Source organism: Marinirhabdus gelatinilytica (assembly GCF_003353425.1).
Lineage (GTDB): Bacteria > Bacteroidota > Bacteroidia > Flavobacteriales > Flavobacteriaceae > Marinirhabdus > Marinirhabdus gelatinilytica.
Map to the genome: position 1 here is coordinate 416,235 of NZ_QRAO01000002.1, position 16,856 is coordinate 433,090.

Below are 16,856 nucleotides of genomic sequence, written 5' to 3' on the forward strand. Positions count from 1 at the left end.
CTAAGGCATCCCTCTAGCCCCCTTCAAGGGGAAGATAAAATCCCTCCCCTTCGAAGGGGAGGTAAGGAGGGGGTGTTTTTATTCAATTTTCAGTTAGTAAGATAAAAAAAGTAAATCCTAACTCACCAATTAACAAACCCACCAACCCGCCACCGTGTACTTCATAAACGTAATACTGCCCATTCCTTTAAAGCAAACTTTTACCTACAGCGTAAACAAGGACGAAGCACATTTTTTACGCCCGGGGATGCGGGTAGCGGTGCCATTTGGGAAGACCAAGGTGTATACTGCAATAGTGTACAATGTACACAGTAACAATCCCCCTGCCTATGAGACCAAGGACATACACCAGATCCTTGATGAAGATCCAATTATAACACCAAAACAGTTGCAACATTGGGAGTGGATAGCATCGTATTATATGTGTACGTTGGGAGAGGTGGTCCGCGCAGCACTGCCAAGTGCATATTTGCTGGAAAGTGAGACCATTATTGTATTGAACGAAGAAAGTTCGGTGGACGAGTCGAAATTTTCAGACGATGAGTTTATGGTGTTGGAAGCCCTTCGCAACCAATCCTCGCTGCATATAAACGATGTTAGAAATATTTTGGACCGAAAAAATGTGGTTTCGGTTACCAAAGCCTTATATGAAAAAGGGGTAATTACTATTGAAGAGGAAGTGTACGAGCAATATGTCCCAAAAATGAAACGGTACGTGAAACTCGCTCCCCAATATACTTCCGAAGAAAATCTGAGATCGCTTCTAGATAAAATGAACAGTGCCCCCAAGCAAAAAGAAGTGTTAATGACGCTCTTTATGCTTTCTTCCCAACAAAAAAAACCAATAGAGGCACTCGCACTACAAAAAAAGAGCAATACTACCGCTACGGTAATCAAGGCACTATTGGACAAGAACATTTTAGAGGAATTTTACGAGCAACGGGATAGGGTTCAATATTCCGGGGAAGAGACCAAGCCCATTAAAGCACTCAGCGAGCAACAGGAACAGGTTTTTAATGCGATTAAAAAATCCTTTGATGAAAAAGAGATTACGCTCCTTCACGGTGTTACCTCTAGCGGAAAAACTGAAATATACGTAAAACTAATTGCTGAAACTTTAAAGAAAGGAAGACAGGTGCTGTACATGCTTCCTGAAATTGCCCTAACTACCCAACTCATAACACGTTTGCAAAATTATTTTGGTGAAAAGGTTTCTGTGTACCACTCAAAATATTCTGTGAATGAGCGTGTTGAAGTATGGAACAACGTGCTGGAAAACTTACAAAAAGCACAAATTATAATAGGGGCAAGGTCTTCCTTGTTTTTACCGTTCCAGGATTTGGGCTTGGTAGTGGTGGACGAGGAGCACGAACCCTCTTTTAAACAATTCAATCCATCACCACGTTATCACGGTAGGGATGCGGCCATAGTGCTGGCTGGTCTTCACGGGGCAAAAACACTTTTGGGAAGCGCCACTCCTTCTTTGGAAAGCTACTACAATGCCCAACATGATAAATATGGTTTTACCGAACTGAAACAACGTTTCGGGAATGTATTGATGCCTGAGATTGAATTGGTGGACATTAAGGAGAAGCACAAAAAAAAGTTGATGAAGGGGCATTTTAGCGATAGGTTGTTAGAAGCTATACAAGAAGCGTTGGCTAATGAAGAACAAGTAATTTTGTTCCAGAACAGGCGTGGGTTTTCGCCATTTGTAGAGTGTACGACTTGTGGAACCGCCCCCCAATGTCCCAATTGCGATGTAAGCCTCACGTATCATAAACACAAGGGGCAGTTGCGTTGCCATTATTGTGGTTACCATATGCAAATGATGGCTGCCTGCTTTGCTTGTGGAAGCCCAACGCTGGATACCAAGGGTTTTGGCACCGAACAAATTGAAACAGAATTAAAAGCCATTTTCCCAGAACACTCCATTGCTAGGATGGACCAAGATACTACGCGTGGGAAACACGCCTACGCAAAACTTATTGAAAAACTGGAAAACCGTGATATAGATATTTTGGTGGGTACCCAAATGGTGGCAAAAGGCTTGGATTTTAGGAATGTGAGTTTGGTGGGAGTGATGAATGCAGATACATTGCTCAACTTTCCAGATTTCAGGGCGCACGAGCGTTGCTTTCAGCTTTTACAGCAAGTGTCGGGTAGGGCAGGACGTACCAAAAAGAGGGGGACAGTGTTGGTACAAACCTTTAATCCGTACCACCAAATATTGCAAATGGTGAGCACGAACGATTATGGAGGAATGTACAAACAACAAACCGAGGATAGGTACCAGTTTAAATATCCACCCTTTTACAGAACGATAAAGTTTACATTTAAGCACCGTAATTACGATACCATGCAAAAGGCTTCCCAATGGTTCGCTAAAGCATTGCAACTTCAGTTTAGGGAATATGTGCTAGGACCAGAGCCTCCTCCAGTAGGTAGAGTGCGAAACCAATTTATCAGCAATGTAATGGTTAAGATTCCCAAACAACAATCTTTGGCAAAAACCAAGGCCGTCATTCAAAAAGTTGAACACAGTTTCAACGCCATCAAAGATTTTTCGGGCGTTAGGTTAATAATAGATGTAGATAATTATTAAGCGCGCATATTGGCTGCAAGGGCTTCTACGAGATCGGTTTTTCGGTTTCGGCTCAGCGGTAATTGCTCGGTATCCAACTCGATGATCTTACTGTTGTATTTTTCTACTTTTTCAAGATTTACAATGTAGGATTTGTGGATTCGAAGAAAACGGTCCGAGGGCAACAACTTTTCAAAAGCCTTCATGGTAGAGAGTACCACAAGTGCGTCGTGCTCGGTCACCAATTTCACATAATCGCCAAGGGCTTCAATATAGCGAAGTTCGTTAAGGAAAACCTTTCTTTTTTTAAGGTTGCTCTTCACAAAGATGAAATCTTCATCATCAAAGCCATCGTCGTTTTTCAGCTTGTAGTTGGTGATGGCCTTGTGAACGGCATTCAGGAATCTATCTTTTGAAATAGGTTTCCTTAAATAGTCCACCGCATCATAATCAAAAGCTTTAAAGGCATACTTGGTTTTACCCGTGACAAATATTATTTGTGGCTTGTTGGTAAGGTCGTCCAACAGGTCAAACCCAGATAAGATTGGCATCTCGATATCAAGAAATACCAGATCTATCTCATTGGTCGCCAGCCCCATTTTTGCTTCAATGGCATTATTATATTCTGCTACAAGATCCAAAGAAGGATGGTTCTCGATTAATTTTACTATTGAAAGGCGTTGCAATGTAGAGTCGTCCACAATTGCACATTTTAATATAGGTTTTTCCACGGTTGCGTTAAATTGATATACAATAATATTAAAAAAAATCGACGAATGGTAGTTATTTTTAACTTTTGTCGTGTGAAAATCGCATTTTAACTATTCAAGAAAGTAAAATCTTACAAATTGAAATTGAACAACTTGCTTCATATTTTATGCAAATAGATAGCGCAAGGGTTTGTTGTTTTTAAGAAAAATAGTATTTTTGCACGCTCATTAGCAAGGTGCTGGTGTGTTTATAGTATTAATTAATAGATTTTTTATGAATCATTACGAAACTGTTTTCATCTTGAATCCCGTTTTATCTGAAGAGCAGATAAAGGAAACAGTAAAGAAATACGAAGACCTTCTTGTTTCTAAAGGTGCAAAGATGATATCGAAAGAAGATTGGGGGCTAAAGAAATTGGCCTACGCGATCCAACACAAAAAAAGTGGCTTTTACCACTTGTTTGAGTACACCGTAGACGGTGAGGCAATAAACCCCCTCGAGGTGGAATTTAGACGTGACGAGCGCGTTATGCGTTACCTTACCGTAAGTCTGGACAAGCATGCGATTGCTTGGGCAGAGAAGAGAAGAAACCGAAACAAGAAACAAAAACAAACTGCATAAGCTATGGCAACATTACAGCAGCAAGCAAAAGGAAAAAAAGACGGTGAGATACGATATCTTACCCCTTTGAACATAGAGACAAGCAAGGCAAAGAAGTACTGCCGTTTCAAGAAATCTGGTATCAAGTACGTAGATTACAAGGACGCAGACTGGTTATCTAGTTTTGTGAACGAGCAAGGTAAATTGTTACCGCGCCGCTTAACAGGAACTTCATTAAAGTACCAACGTAAAGTGGCCGTTGCCGTTAAGAGAGCACGTCACTTGGCATTGATGCCTTACGTAACCGATTTGTATAAATAAAACAGGACAACCATGGAATTGATTTTAAAGAAAGACGTAGAACACCTAGGGTTTACAGACGATGTTGTTACTGTAAAGAACGGGTACGGAAGAAACTACTTGATCCCAAACGGTATGGCTGTATTGGCAACCCCGTCTGCGAGAAAAGTATTGGAAGAAACGTTGAAGCAACGTGCTTTTAAAGAAAAGAAAGTAATCGAGGACGCCCAAAAGCAAGCTGATAAATTGAACGAATTGTTAGAGTTCAAGATTTCTGCAAAGACCGGCGAAGGTGATAAGCTTTTCGGTTCGGTAACGAATGCCGATTTGGCCAATGCTCTTGAAAAAGAAGACGTGTCCATTGATAAGAAGTATATCTCTATTGCCGGTGGAGCCATTAAGCGTACCGGACAGTATGAGGCCACTATCCGTTTTCACAGAGAAGTGGTAGAGACATTTACTTTTGATGTTGTAGCGGAAGCTAACTAAAAAGTATCTCAAATTTACAGGAAGACCTTTTCATTTTTTTGAAAGGGTCTTTTTTATATTCAGTTTTTACTGAAATGAATAGCTAACGATTTCCCGAAAAAAGAAGCCATGAAATATTCAAGACTCACCAAAGAACAATTTGAAGAACTGCAGCAAGAATTCATTAATTTTTTAGCTACCCAATCCATCACGGCGCAGGAGTGGCAAGAGATAAAGGCCAAAAAGCCCGAAGTTGCCGAGGAAGAACTGGACATATTCAGCGACCTGGTATGGGAAGGGGTGTTGCAAAAGGCACAATATCTTGAAAATCTATCACCACAGCAACTGTTTCTATTTAAGGTAGCTGAAAAGGAAATGCACTTGATTTCCTTAAAGATCACAGAACCAGAAATAGATATCACCACTACTGAAGGCTATCGATGGCTTCAGCAAAACTATGCAGAGGATTCGGTAGAGTTCTTTACCGCCAGCAAGCCCTTTTCAGAGGACAAGAGTGGCGATATTTTCAGTTTGATACAACAGGGAGCCGTGATTACGAAAGGGGAGTTGTACCAATTTTTTGAGGATATTTTAAGGCTTGCGAAAGAAGGAGAGTGATTTAAAACGATAGCTTCTTCAGAAGAATCTGTTTTTTTTCCTGAAGGTACCACTCTTTCCAGTATTACTCATAGCGCAAACTCTCAATCGGGTCCAATTTTGCAGCTTTGGTGGCTGGATAAGAACCAGCTATAACAGCGGTTACAAATGAAATAATGGTAGCCCCAATCATTGCGTCCCAAGGTAAGCTGAAATCGAACCCAGTAAAATACGCAAACAACCACCCGGTTATCAATCCCAGTACAATTCCTAAAACACTCCCCAATTGTCCAATAACGATAGTTTCCATAAAAAACTGAAGGGAAATGGTTTTACGCTTCGCGCCAAGTGCCTTTCGAACACCAATTTCACGGGTACGTTCAGTAACTGAAACGAGCATAATATTCATAAGCGCAATAGAAGAGCCTAAAATGGTGATGATACTAATAATCCAGGCGGCAATAGATAAGGCCCCGGTAATACTCCCAATACGATTAATAAGATCGTCGCTACGCTCAATCCCAAAATTGTTTTCCTCAATTGGGCTCAGGCCACGTACATTTCTGAATTTTACTATCGCCTCGTCCTGTGCTCCCTGCAACATTTCCTTATCGTCCACCCGTATGCTAATGGTGTAATTAATATTGGCATTGGTATAAATGCCCCTCGCCACCTGTATGGGGATGAGCACTTTAAGGTCTTGGTTGTTACCAAAGGTACTTCCCTTACTTTCCAAGAGACCAATAACCTTAAATTTTACTCCGCGAATGCTTATGGTCTTATTAATGGGGTTGTCGTCCTTGAATAGGTTTTTGGTGAAATCTGCTCCCAGCAAACATACCTTTGCATTGTTCTGTATGTCAAAAAATGTGAAATTTCGGCCACGATCAATCTTGGTACCCGTATTTTCCAGATAGTTTTCGTTAACGCCATATACCTGGGCCTCGGGGTCGGTTTTTTCGCTTTCATACTTTACTTCGGCTGCATTGGTCCCCAGAAATGAAACCGATGTTTGCGAAAAGGGGTATTCGTAAATATCTAAAAACTCACGAATGTTGTTGTAGCTAATAATGGGGTTCACCTTTCGCTTCTCACCGCCGCGGTTACTGTTCACTTGAAACTCGTAGCGTTGTATATTAAAGGTATTGGCACCCATGGAGGCAAAATCGCCCGAGATGGTATTCTCCAGTGCCTTTACCGCACTCAGGATGCCCACCAGTGCCCAGATACCAATCCCAATAATGATTATGGTGAGGATGGTGCGCAACAGCTGGCTCCTGATGCTGTCCAGCGCAATACGGATATTTTCCCGAAAGAGTGAAAACATAGGTTGGTGGTAAGGATTTATCGTTAGACTACAAAACTGAAATAAAGTTACAGATTAATTCCCCTTGATTTACCTCCGACGAATGAGGCACAAACGAGGGGAAGGCACTTTTTGGAATGTTTGTAATTTATTATCCTAAATTCTATACAAATGAAACGATTTCAAAACATGTTTTCAATTAGAAATTAGGATATTTGTAAAATATTTGTCACCCTGGGCCTGTCGAAGGGCCTACACTTAAATTGAATACTTTTGAAAAAACCCAGCATCCCAAAAGGTACCCGCGATTTTTCCCCTGTTGAAGTAACCCGCCGTAACTATATTATGGACACTATTAAAGGTGCGTTCCACAATTTTGGTTTTCAGCCTATCGAGACCCCCAGTTTTGAGAACAGCGAAACCTTGATGGGAAAATATGGAGAAGAAGGGGACAGATTGATTTTTAAGATTTTGAATAGTGGGGACTATCTTCGGAAAGTGGACGATGCTACCTATACTGAAAAGGACAGCGGGAAACTCACCCCGAAAATTTCAGAAAAAGCCCTCCGCTACGATTTAACAGTACCATTTGCGCGCTATGTAGTGCAGCACCAAAACGATATTACCTTTCCTTTTAAACGCTACCAGATCCAGCCGGTTTGGCGGGCAGATAGGCCCCAAAAAGGACGTTTCCGGGAATTTTACCAGTGCGATGCAGATGTGGTGGGAAGTACCTCGCTATGGCAGGAAGTAGAGTTTGTGCAATTGTACGACACCGTGTTCAACAAGCTGAAATTGGACGGGGTTACCATAAAAATGAACAACCGCAAGATCCTGAGCGGTATAGCCGAAATGATTGGCGCGGAGGACAAACTAATAGACTTTACCGTTGCCCTCGACAAGCTGGACAAGATAGGCGAAGAAAAAGTAAAAGCCGAAATGCTGGAAAAGGGTATCTCACAAGATGCCATAGAAAAACTGAAGCCTTTGTTTTCGGTAAGCGGGAATGCTTCGGAAAAATTAGCTACGTTAAAAACTTTGTTGTCCGTTTCAACAATTGGGATGGAGGGGATTTCGGAAATGGAATGTATCGTAAACGCAATTGAAACCTTAAAACTTTCAGCAGCCACTCTTGAAATAGATGTAACCTTGGCCCGTGGACTCAACTACTACACAGGTGCCATTTTTGAAGTTGCCGCCCCCAAAAATGTAGCTATGGGCAGTATAGGTGGTGGTGGCCGGTATGACGATCTTACAGGAATATTCGGGATGAAGGATATGAGCGGGGTAGGAATTTCTTTTGGTTTGGATAGAATATACCTTGTCCTGGAAGAGCTCGATTTATTTCCGAAAACCGTTACAGCAAATACCAGGGTGCTCTTCATCAACTTTGGTGAAAAAGAAGCATTGTATGCGATGCAGGCCATTTCAGCATTGCGGAAAGAGGGTATTCCCGCAGAGCTATACCCAGATAGTACCAAGATGGGCAAACAAATGGGCTATGCGGACAAACGTGACATTCCCTTTGTTGTGTTGGCTGGCGAGAGTGAGATGAGCGATGGTAACTACACCCTAAAAAATATGAAAAGTGGGGAGCAGCTAAAGTTGGATCGTGCACAGTTACTTTCCAAGCTTAAATAACCTAAATTTATCTTTGCACCAGCAATAATTTGTTTCTATATTTGCAACCGCAAAAACGGCGAGGTAGCTCAGGTGGTTAGAGCGTCGGATTCATAACCCGGAGGTCAGGAGTTCAAGTCTCCTTCTCGCTACAAAATCCCTTCAGGAAACTGGGGGGATTTTTTTTAGTGCCTTACTAAATAATCTTCTTCACAAAAAATAGAACAAACAAACCTGTTTTTTAAAATTAATCTATATATTGGGCAAGAACTAACAAGTACTATGGAAGAAAAAGTAAAATACGAAATGGAGTTTGTCATCAAGGCCTCTCCATCGCTTTTGTACCAATATATCTCAACACCTTCGGGGATGAGCGAGTGGTATGCAGACAATGTAAACTCCCGTGGAGAATTCTTCACCTTTATCTGGGACGGAAGCGAAGAAAAAGCAAAGCTACTGGGCAAAAAGACCAACGAGCGCATCAAGTTTCGCTGGATGACAGACGAGGAGACCGATTACTTTTTTGAACTCCGTATACAAGTAGACGAGATTACCAAGGACGTTTCCCTCATGGTAACCGATTTTGCCGAAGAAGACGAAGTGGAAGAAGGTAAGATGCTATGGGAGAATATGGTTTCGGACCTAAAACAAATCCTAGGTTCTACCTAAACAATTTTCCATACGGAAAGAATTATAATATCTTTGCGCCGTCCCAAAAAGGGGCGGTTTTTTTATGGTAAATCACAACACACAACTGCTCTCAGAATCTGAAACTACCATCTCTTATGCCAACAGGGGTTTAAACTACGGCGATGCTGTTTTTGAGACCCTACGTGTATCCGCTGGCAAGGTATTGTTTTGGGAGGACCACTATTTTAGGCTCATGGCCTCCATGCGTATCATGCGTATGGAAATCCCAATGACCTATACCCCAGAGTTTCTCGAAGCTGAAATTTTAAAAACTGTTGAAGCTGAGGGCCAAAAAAACAAAACCTACCGTATAAAGCTTTTAGTTTGGCGTGAGGAAGGGGGGAAGTATACTCCCACTGCAAAGGATGTTTCGTTTTGTATCACTACTGAAATCCTAGAGAATCCTTTCTATACCATTTCAGGAGATTTCTATGAGGTAGAACTTTTTAAGGACCATTACGTTACGGCCGGTTTGCTGTCCACCCTAAAGTCCAATAACCGGATCATAAACGTTTTGGGAAGTATCTATGCACAAGAGAACGACTATGCCAACTGTTTGCTCCTTAACGATAAAAGACAAGTGGTTGAGGCCCTTAACGGTAATATCTTTTTAGTGAACGGTTATAAGATAAAGACACCTCCACTGTCCGATGGTTGTTTAAATGGTATTCTTCGGAAACAAATCATCAAGATTTTGGGACAGGTGCCAGATTATATCTTGGAAGAAGCTTCTGTATCTCCCTTTGAGCTCCAAAAGGCAGACGAAATTTTTATTACCAATACCATTGTGGGAATTCAGCCTATTTCAAAATACCGAAAGAAAGAATACGGCAATACGGTAGCAAAGGAATTGCTCCAAAAACTGAATGTAAAGGCTAGACTGGGCTAATTATAGTTGGGGTTTTCCGGAGCATTGCTCCAAATAACGTAGTCACCGCCAAACTCGATCATTTTTTCTTTCCAAAAATCGAAATAGGATTTACCAATAATCTTATTTTCATACTTATTTGGGGTTACCACCCAACTGTTCAATTCCAGCTCTTGTTCCAGTTGCAAATGGTCCCATCCAGAATACCCCAAGAAAAACCGAATCTGGTCATCCTTGATTTGGTTGTTTTTCAGTAAATCGGCTATTGCGGCAAAATCGCCTCCCCAATAGATACCGTTGGAAATCTCGATACTACCCGGAACAAGGTGTGGAACAGTATGGATAAAATAGAGATTATCTTGTTCTACAGGACCGCCATTGTACACAATGAGTTCAGAATTTATCTCGGGGATAAAGTCCTTTAGGGTGTATTCCAAGGGCTTGTTGAGTATAAAACCTACCGATCCTTCTGTATTGTACTCAGCCAACAGAACAACGGAGCGATTAAAGGATACATCGCCTATTATAGAGGGTTCTGCAACGAGTAGGACGCCTTTGGTTGGTTTTAGAGAGGTCATTTCTAGTTGGTTTCTAAAATAAATCTAACTATTAATTTTTTAATAACCAATTAAAAAGCACACCAAACGTATTTTCTTACAAATAAAAAATCCCGCCAAGGGGCGGGATTTCAATTTTTTGCCAAGTTGTAAAGGTTAGTTTACAGCGCTAGAAAGATCAGATCCAGCCTTGAACTTTACTACGTTCTTAGCAGCAATCTTAATTGTTTTTCCAGTTTGTGGGTTTCTTCCTTCTCTTGCAGCTCTTCTAGAAACTGACCAAGATCCGAATCCTACTAGAGATACGCGGTTTCCTTTTTTTAGTGATTTCTCAACATTTCCTAAAAAAGACTCTAATGCTTTTTTTGCGGCTGCTTTTGTAATTCCGGCATCTGCTGCCATTCCATCGATTAAATCTGATTTGTTCATAGTTTAGTAATTAAATTAAAAATTGTTGGTTAAACTTTATTGATTTGCTCTACAAATTTAATCGGATTATCCATTCACGCAAGGAATGACGGGGTAAATCGCCGTTTTTGTTGATAACTTCGATGGTTTGTTGATAACCAAGCCCCGTTTTTTGTGCTTTTTAAAGACATGAGCATTCACGGGGGCTACGTGAGTTTTGCGCCATCTTTAAACGAAAACCCATTTAAGAGTGAAGCAGCATCCATTTTTCTTTTCCCGGGTAACTGCAGCTCTTTAATATAAAGGTAGCCATTTTGGCAAGCTACTTTAATGGTTCTCTTGGTGGTGATAATGCTCCCAATAGTTTCGGGAGGTTTGCAAGATTCTATATTGGTTTTATAAATCTTTACCTTCAACTTTTCTTCGTCTTGGCGCAAGTAACACCAGGCAACAGGATAGGGGGAGAGTCCTCTTACCAAAGCATCAATTTTCTCTATGGGTTGGGACCAGTCTATCTTCGTATTTTCGGCGTGTAGCTTTGGTGCCTCCTTATAGGTCTCGTTTTTTGGTTGTGCTAGAGTAGTTATGTTGCCTTCAGCAATGGTTTCAACAGTTTTTAGTACAAGTTTACTACCCACCTCCATTAACGTGTCGTGGAGACTCCCTGCGGTCTCTCTTTCTGAAATTGGCACTTCTTCAGAAAAAATGATTTCTCCGGTATCTATCTTTTCATCTATAAAAAAAGTGGTCACGCCTGTTTTCTCCTCTTGGTTTATGACGGCCCAATTAATAGGTGCAGCGCCACGGTATTCGGGCAGTAATGAAGCGTGAAGATTAAAGGTACCGTATCTTGGGAGCTCCCAAACCACCTTGGGCAACATTCTAAACGCTACTACCACTTGCACAGTAGCATTGTAGGAGCTAAGGTTCGCTATAAAATCTTCATCTTTTAGGTTGGTGGGTTGCAGCACCGGGATGTCCTGCTCTTGGGCATATTGCTTTACGGCAGAGGCGTGCAGTTTCCTCCCACGGCCCGCAGGTTTGTCCGGAGCGGTGACCACGGCCACTACATTCTTATTGTTCTCTACCAAGTGTTGTAGGACACCCACTGCAAAACCAGGGGTGCCCATAAATACTATTCTTAAGTCTTCCATTATTTTAAAAAATATCGATTCCCTGCGCCCAGAGTAACTTTCTTGTTGTCCAATAACAGTCGTAGTGTGGCGAGAATTTCGGTTTCTGCAAAAGTAAGTTTTTCTGAAAGTTCACGGGAACTTTGCGGCATTTCTTCCAAGAGCAACAGTATTTTTTCTGAAAGTTGCTTTCGTTCTGTTTCTGAAATTTTTTGTCCTTTAACGTTGCATACCGAACAAGTGCCACAGGGTTGCGCATCCTCCTCGCCAAAATACCGAAGCAATTGTATGCTCCTGCACACGTCCTTATTTTCAATATACCGCAATACGGCGTGTACCTGCTGCTCCTTTTTTTTCTTTTGCAATGCTATTTCCTTGCTCAAGGGATTTATGGTTTTTTCGTCTTCCCGCGGGGCTATAAATGTTAGGACAGCATCGGTCAACTGTAGTTTAAGCTCAAGCAGTCCATCCCGTTCCATCTGCTCCAGGACTTGGATTACCTTTGGAATGTCCTGTCCAGATTTTGTGGCGACCAATTGAAGGTTTACCTGTGTCTCTGTTTCAAAGATCCCACCGTAGAGTCTCAGGATGGTTTTTCCAACTACCGATGCCAGTATATCTTTGTTGAAATACGCTAGCACAACAGCCGATGTTGCCGTGAAATGGACAATAGATTTTCTACCGAAAGTTCTGGTGAGTTGTAACACCCCCAATCTGTCCAATAATTGCAAACAGTTGTATGCCAACAGGGAATTGAGCTTGTACGTACTGCAAAATTTTGAAAAATTGAAAGGGTGGGAGGTGTATTCACCTTCGCCGTATGGAACCTGGAAATAGTTGTTCAATTTTTTGTATACATATTTTACGTCCTTGGTGCTTGGATAGGAATCTACAAACTGTTTTTTAACCAATTGTATATCATACTCGCTCCACAGTACAATGGCTCTTGCTTTGGAGCCGTCCCTGCCAGCACGACCTGCCTCTTGGAAATAGGCCTCTAAACTATCTGGCAATTGTAGGTGGATTACCAAGTGTACGTCTGGCTGGTCTATTCCCATACCAAAGGCATTTGTAGCCACTATATTTGGGGTTTTTCCATGTTGCCAAGAGGTCATTTTTTCTTCCTTCGTTTCGGTTGGAAGACCGCCGTGGTAAAATGTGCTTGCTATTCCTAAGGTGTTCAGTTGTTTGCTCGTCTCTACGGTTGCATTTCTACTGCGTACATACAATATGGACTTCCCTGTGCAATGCTTTAACAACTGTTGTACGCGGTATAGCTTGTCTTCAACTTTATACACTTCAAAGCGTATGTTCTCTCTTGCAAAGGATGCTTTAAAGACCTTGGGCAGTTCTAGTTTTAATTCGGTTATGGTGTCCTCGAGTACTTTGGGTGGAGCAGTGGCGGTAAGGGCAATGATTGGGACCAAAGAATGTATTTCCCTTAGTAGCGTTATATTTTTGTACGCTGGACGAAAATCGTTTCCCCATTGTGAGATACAATGCGCCTCGTCTACAGCGACAAGGTTTACGGGCATTTGCTTTATTGCATTCTGTACCAGTTCCTGTTGTAATCTTTCAGGCGAGAGGTACAGGAACTTATAGTTGCCATATTTGGCATTGTCCAGCAACGTTTGCAATTCCTGAAACGATATCCCCCCCGAGATTTGCAAGGCTTTTATGCCTTGCTTTTTAAGAGTTGCTACTTGCTCTGTCATAAGGGCCACCAATGGTGAAACTACAACGCATATTCCCTCGTTCACCAATGCGGGTACTTGGAAACAAACAGATTTCCCGCCCCCGGTGGGCAAAAGTGCAACGGTGTCTTGCCCAGCCAGTATAGAATTTATAATTTCTTCCTGTAAAGGTCTAAAGGTACTATGGCCCCAGTATTTCTCAAGAATGTGGTGGGGGCTGGTCAAAATAAGGTTCGTAAATTTTGCAAGATAAAATCTTTGCGTTGTGCTATGTCTCCAATGGGGACTTCAATGGGGTTATAATTAAAATTTCTATACCCCTTTTTTAGAAATTCGTATAATTTTTGGGCAGTCTCAAAATCTTCGTAGCGCTCGTTGTCCTGTTCGTATATTGCTTCCCAAGGCGGTAAGAGAAAAACAGTATCGTAAGTGTGTTTTTTACAAGTTTCAGTAAAATGGTCAGGGTAGGAGGTGCCAAGATAGTCCATGTAAATTGGAACGTCTGGCAAGCCCCTATCGTAAAAGAGGTAGCCTGTCTTGTATTCCTCAGCCTCTTTAAATTGCTGTAGCCTACCTTCCAAGAGTTTTTGGCTAAACAGGATGGGGTTGGTCAAAAACAATTGGTCTATTCCTTCCTTTTGTGCCTGCAATGTTACTTGTCTTGAAATTTCATGCATGCATGGGTAACCATCTTTTTCCAAAGCGACTATAAGTGTGCTCTTGCCCGAGCCAGGGCCACCAATTATAACGATTCTTTTGGGTGCGTTTTCCGTTTTTTTCATTTTAAGGTAAAATCTTGAATCCTACGCCGTAAATCTCTTTTTCATCTCTAACTCCATTTGAGTTCATCTTTCACTTCAAGTTCAGGTTAGATTTCATCTCCAAAAGTACAAATCCCCAATGTATTTACTTCCTGCAAGAAAACGTATCTTTGTAGAAAATGAAAATTGTATGAGTTCCGAAAGCAAATCTGAAGCATTCTACGCACGACTCCGCGAACAATTGGAGGGTGACACCCAATGGCCAGCACCGTACCTTTATAAATTTATAGTGCCTGCCAGCAATGAAAAAATAGCCGAGATTGAAGCTATTTTCGACCGTATGGGAGCAGAAATACAAACCCGAGACTCCTCTAAAGGCACTTATACGAGCGTATCTATTAAGGTTACAATGGATTCGCCAGATGCGGTAATTGAGAAATATTTGCAAGTTTCGGAGGTGGAAGGTGTTATTTCGCTATAATTTTTAGTATTTTGCAAGCGTTATTACTTCAACCAGATTACATTTCCTAAACCTATTATTTTGATAGAAGCTATAGAATACAATACGGAGCGCCCGCATCTTATTATTCCAGAATACGGTCGCCATATCCAAAAAATGGTAGACCAAGCGGTTGCCGAGAAAGACCCCGAAAAACGGAACAAACAAGCAAAGAGTATCATTGCCGTAATGGGTAACCTAAACCCCCATTTGCGCGATGTGCCGGACTTTCAGCATATGCTGTGGGACCAGTTGTTCATTATCTCAAAATTTCAACTGGATGTAGACTCTCCCTTTGAGAAACCTACTCCAGAAGAGTTGTACGCAAAGCCAGACCCGCTTGCATATCCACAAAACCATCCAAAATATCGGTTCTACGGAAATAATATAAAGCGTATGATTGATGTAGCTGTACAATGGGAAGAAGGTGACAAAAAGGAGGGGCTTATCCTCACCATTGCCAACCATATGAAAAAGTGCTTCCTTAACTGGAACAAGGATACGGTTGAAGACGACGTGATTTTTGAACACCTCTACGAACTTTCAGGAGGTAAGATAAACCTGAAGAACAGCGATGAGGATCTTCGTGACGCACAAAAACTTATGAAGAACAAAAAACGCTTTAATACCAACAGCAAAAAAAGCCACAAAAACAATAGAGGCCGTAAGCGCTACTAACCTCCAAGAATATTTATGGGAACATTTCAAATTGAAGGCGGTCACAAACTGAAAGGTGAAATCCGTCCGCAGGGTGCCAAAAATGAAGCCCTGCAGATACTCTGTGCCGTATTGGCAACTCCAGAAGAAGTTATCATTGAAAACATCCCAGATATTAGGGATGTAAACAAGCTTATTGAAATCCTTGGGAACCTAGGTGTGAAAATACAAAAACTGGGCAAGGGAAAATATTCCTTTGTGGCGGACGACCTGAAACTGGAATACCTGGAATCTAAGCTTTTCAAAAAAGAAGGAAGCTCTCTCCGTGGTTCCATCATGATCGTTGGGCCTTTGTTGGGACGTTTTGGAAAAGGATACATTCCAAGACCGGGAGGCGATAAGATAGGTAGAAGAAGGTTGGACACCCACTTTGAAGGGTTTATAAATTTGGGCGCAACGTTTCGCTACAATCGTGAAGAACGTTTTTATGGCGTGGAAGCACCGGACGGACTTACGGGAACCAATATGTTGTTGGACCAAGCTTCGGTTACGGGAACTGCCAATATTATACTTGCGGCCGTGTTTGCAAAAGGCACTACTACCATTTATAACGCCGCGTGCGAACCTTACTTACAGCAACTATGTAAAATGCTGAACAGTATGGGGGCCAGAATCAAAGGCGTAGGTTCCAATTTGCTCACTATTGAAGGGGTGGAAAGCCTACACGGTTGCCACCACCGTATCCTTCCGGATATGATTGAAATAGGGAGCTGGATAGGTCTTGCGGCTATGACACAAAGTGAGATTACCATCAAGGATGTGAGTTGGAAAGATTTGGGACTGATTCCTGATACCTTTAGAAAATTAGGGATTACCCTAGAGAAAAAAGGAGACGATATTTACATTCCTGCTCATGACGACGGGTACGAAATCCAAGGCTATATAGACGGTTCTACCTTGACAGTGGCAGACGCTCCCTGGCCAGGATTTACACCAGATTTGCTTAGCATTGTTCTTGTAGTGTGTACCCAAGCCAAAGGAAATGTATTGATACACCAAAAGATGTTTGAGAGCCGCTTGTTCTTTGTAGATAAACTAATTGATATGGGAGCACGTATCATCTTGTGCGACCCACACCGTGCAACTGTAATGGGACATGATTTTAAATCACAGTTAAAGGCAACCACGATGGTATCACCGGATATCCGTGCGGGAATTTCCTTGCTTATTGCAGCGCTTTCGGCCAAGGGGACCAGTATTATCCATAATATCGAACAAATAGACCGTGGTTACGAAAATATTGATGAGCGATTACGAGCCATTGGGGCGAAGATTACTAGGATAGACTAGGTTTTGGTGAATTAGTGAGCCGATAAATCTGTAAATTGGTTATTTAGCGACTC

At 41.8% G+C, this 16,856-nt stretch carries 18 protein-coding genes and 1 tRNA gene; 12 read left to right on the forward strand and 7 right to left on the reverse strand.

Annotation, left to right across the window (positions count from 1 at the left end; genetic code table 11):
* Positions 1–154 precede the first annotated feature (154 nt).
* Positions 155–2,605, forward strand: a complete 2,451-nt coding sequence (priA, locus tag C8D94_RS08005; protein ID WP_115123402.1) for a replication restart helicase PriA — start codon at positions 155–157, stop codon at positions 2,603–2,605.
* Here the strand turns inward: priA and C8D94_RS08010 are convergent.
* On the reverse strand, positions 2,602–3,315 hold the full coding sequence (locus C8D94_RS08010; protein ID WP_115123403.1) for a LytR/AlgR family response regulator transcription factor: 714 nt from the start codon (positions 3,313–3,315) through the stop codon (positions 2,602–2,604). The genes priA and C8D94_RS08010 overlap by 4 nt on opposite strands.
* 253 nt (positions 3,316–3,568) lie before the next feature.
* Here C8D94_RS08010 and rpsF point away from each other — a divergent pair, with 253 nt between their 5' ends.
* The 4 genes from rpsF to C8D94_RS08030 all read left to right on the forward strand — a co-directional run bounded on the left by rpsF (position 3,569) and on the right by C8D94_RS08030 (position 5,281).
* Positions 3,569–3,916: a 30S ribosomal protein S6 gene (gene rpsF, locus C8D94_RS08015; RefSeq protein ID WP_115123404.1), complete on the forward strand. Its 348-nt coding sequence runs from the start codon at positions 3,569–3,571 to the stop codon at positions 3,914–3,916.
* Positions 3,917–3,919: 3 nt separating this feature from the next.
* Positions 3,920–4,216, forward strand: a complete 297-nt coding sequence (gene rpsR / locus C8D94_RS08020; protein ID WP_115123405.1) for a 30S ribosomal protein S18 — start codon at positions 3,920–3,922, stop codon at positions 4,214–4,216.
* Positions 4,217–4,228: 12 nt separating this feature from the next.
* Positions 4,229–4,684 carry a 50S ribosomal protein L9 gene (rplI, locus tag C8D94_RS08025; protein WP_115123406.1) on the forward strand — a complete coding sequence of 152 codons (456 nt, stop codon included), beginning with the start codon at positions 4,229–4,231 and terminating at the stop codon, positions 4,682–4,684.
* A 108-nt stretch (positions 4,685–4,792) separates the two neighbouring features.
* The gene (locus C8D94_RS08030; RefSeq protein ID WP_115123407.1) at positions 4,793–5,281 is read left to right on the forward strand and encodes a DUF6495 family protein; all 489 of its coding nucleotides are present in this window, start codon (positions 4,793–4,795) and stop codon (positions 5,279–5,281) included.
* A gap of 64 nt (positions 5,282–5,345) precedes the next feature.
* Here the strand turns inward: C8D94_RS08030 and C8D94_RS08035 are convergent, their stop codons facing one another.
* Positions 5,346–6,587: an ABC transporter permease gene (locus tag C8D94_RS08035; RefSeq protein WP_115123408.1), complete on the reverse strand. Its 1,242-nt coding sequence runs from the start codon at positions 6,585–6,587 to the stop codon at positions 5,346–5,348.
* 252 nt (positions 6,588–6,839) lie between these two features.
* On the opposite strand from C8D94_RS08035, the gene hisS reads away from it, so the two are divergent.
* The 4 genes from hisS (at position 6,840) to C8D94_RS08055 (ending at position 9,765) form a co-directional block, all read left to right on the forward strand.
* Positions 6,840–8,207, forward strand: coding sequence for a histidine--tRNA ligase (gene hisS / locus C8D94_RS08040; RefSeq protein ID WP_115123409.1), 1,368 nt, complete (start codon positions 6,840–6,842; stop codon positions 8,205–8,207).
* A gap of 57 nt (positions 8,208–8,264) precedes the next feature.
* A tRNA-Met gene (locus C8D94_RS08045) sits at positions 8,265–8,338 on the forward strand.
* Positions 8,339–8,468: 130 nt separating this feature from the next.
* Positions 8,469–8,855 (forward strand): START-like domain-containing protein, encoded by a 387-nt coding sequence (locus tag C8D94_RS08050; RefSeq protein ID WP_115123410.1) that lies wholly within the window; start codon positions 8,469–8,471, stop codon positions 8,853–8,855.
* 64 nt (positions 8,856–8,919) lie between these two features.
* Entirely contained in the window at positions 8,920–9,765 is an 846-nt protein-coding gene (locus C8D94_RS08055) for an aminotransferase class IV (RefSeq protein ID WP_115123411.1), read from the forward strand.
* Here the strand turns inward: C8D94_RS08055 and C8D94_RS08060 are convergent.
* From C8D94_RS08060 to C8D94_RS08080, 5 genes are all read right to left on the reverse strand, one after another.
* On the reverse strand, positions 9,762–10,322 hold the full coding sequence (locus C8D94_RS08060) for a YqgE/AlgH family protein (RefSeq protein WP_115123412.1): 561 nt from the start codon (positions 10,320–10,322) through the stop codon (positions 9,762–9,764). The genes C8D94_RS08055 and C8D94_RS08060 overlap by 4 nt on opposite strands.
* Positions 10,323–10,457: 135 nt before the next feature.
* Positions 10,458–10,730: an HU family DNA-binding protein gene (locus C8D94_RS08065; RefSeq protein ID WP_115123413.1), complete on the reverse strand. Its 273-nt coding sequence runs from the start codon at positions 10,728–10,730 to the stop codon at positions 10,458–10,460.
* 185 nt (positions 10,731–10,915) lie between these two features.
* Positions 10,916–11,863 carry a methionyl-tRNA formyltransferase gene (fmt, locus tag C8D94_RS08070; RefSeq protein WP_115123414.1) on the reverse strand — a complete coding sequence of 316 codons (948 nt, stop codon included), beginning with the start codon at positions 11,861–11,863 and terminating at the stop codon, positions 10,916–10,918.
* Entirely contained in the window at positions 11,863–13,761 is a 1,899-nt protein-coding gene (locus tag C8D94_RS08075) for a RecQ family ATP-dependent DNA helicase (protein WP_115123415.1), read from the reverse strand. The genes fmt and C8D94_RS08075 overlap by 1 nt, the downstream gene beginning before the upstream one ends.
* Positions 13,758–14,318, reverse strand: a complete 561-nt coding sequence (locus tag C8D94_RS08080; RefSeq protein ID WP_115123416.1) for an AAA family ATPase — start codon at positions 14,316–14,318, stop codon at positions 13,758–13,760. The genes C8D94_RS08075 and C8D94_RS08080 overlap by 4 nt, the downstream gene beginning before the upstream one ends.
* A 169-nt stretch (positions 14,319–14,487) precedes the next feature.
* Here C8D94_RS08080 and C8D94_RS08085 point away from each other — a divergent pair, with 169 nt between their 5' ends.
* The 3 genes from C8D94_RS08085 to murA are packed head-to-tail and all read left to right on the forward strand — an operon-like array spanning position 14,488 to position 16,803.
* Positions 14,488–14,778, forward strand: coding sequence for a DUF493 family protein (locus C8D94_RS08085; protein ID WP_115123610.1), 291 nt, complete (start codon positions 14,488–14,490; stop codon positions 14,776–14,778).
* Positions 14,779–14,838: 60 nt separating this feature from the next.
* The gene (locus C8D94_RS08090) at positions 14,839–15,474 is read left to right on the forward strand and encodes a DUF4290 domain-containing protein (protein WP_115123417.1); all 636 of its coding nucleotides are present in this window, start codon (positions 14,839–14,841) and stop codon (positions 15,472–15,474) included.
* A 15-nt stretch (positions 15,475–15,489) separates the two neighbouring features.
* Entirely contained in the window at positions 15,490–16,803 is a 1,314-nt protein-coding gene (gene murA / locus C8D94_RS08095; RefSeq protein WP_115123418.1) for a UDP-N-acetylglucosamine 1-carboxyvinyltransferase, read from the forward strand.
* Positions 16,804–16,856: the final 53 nt, after the last annotated feature.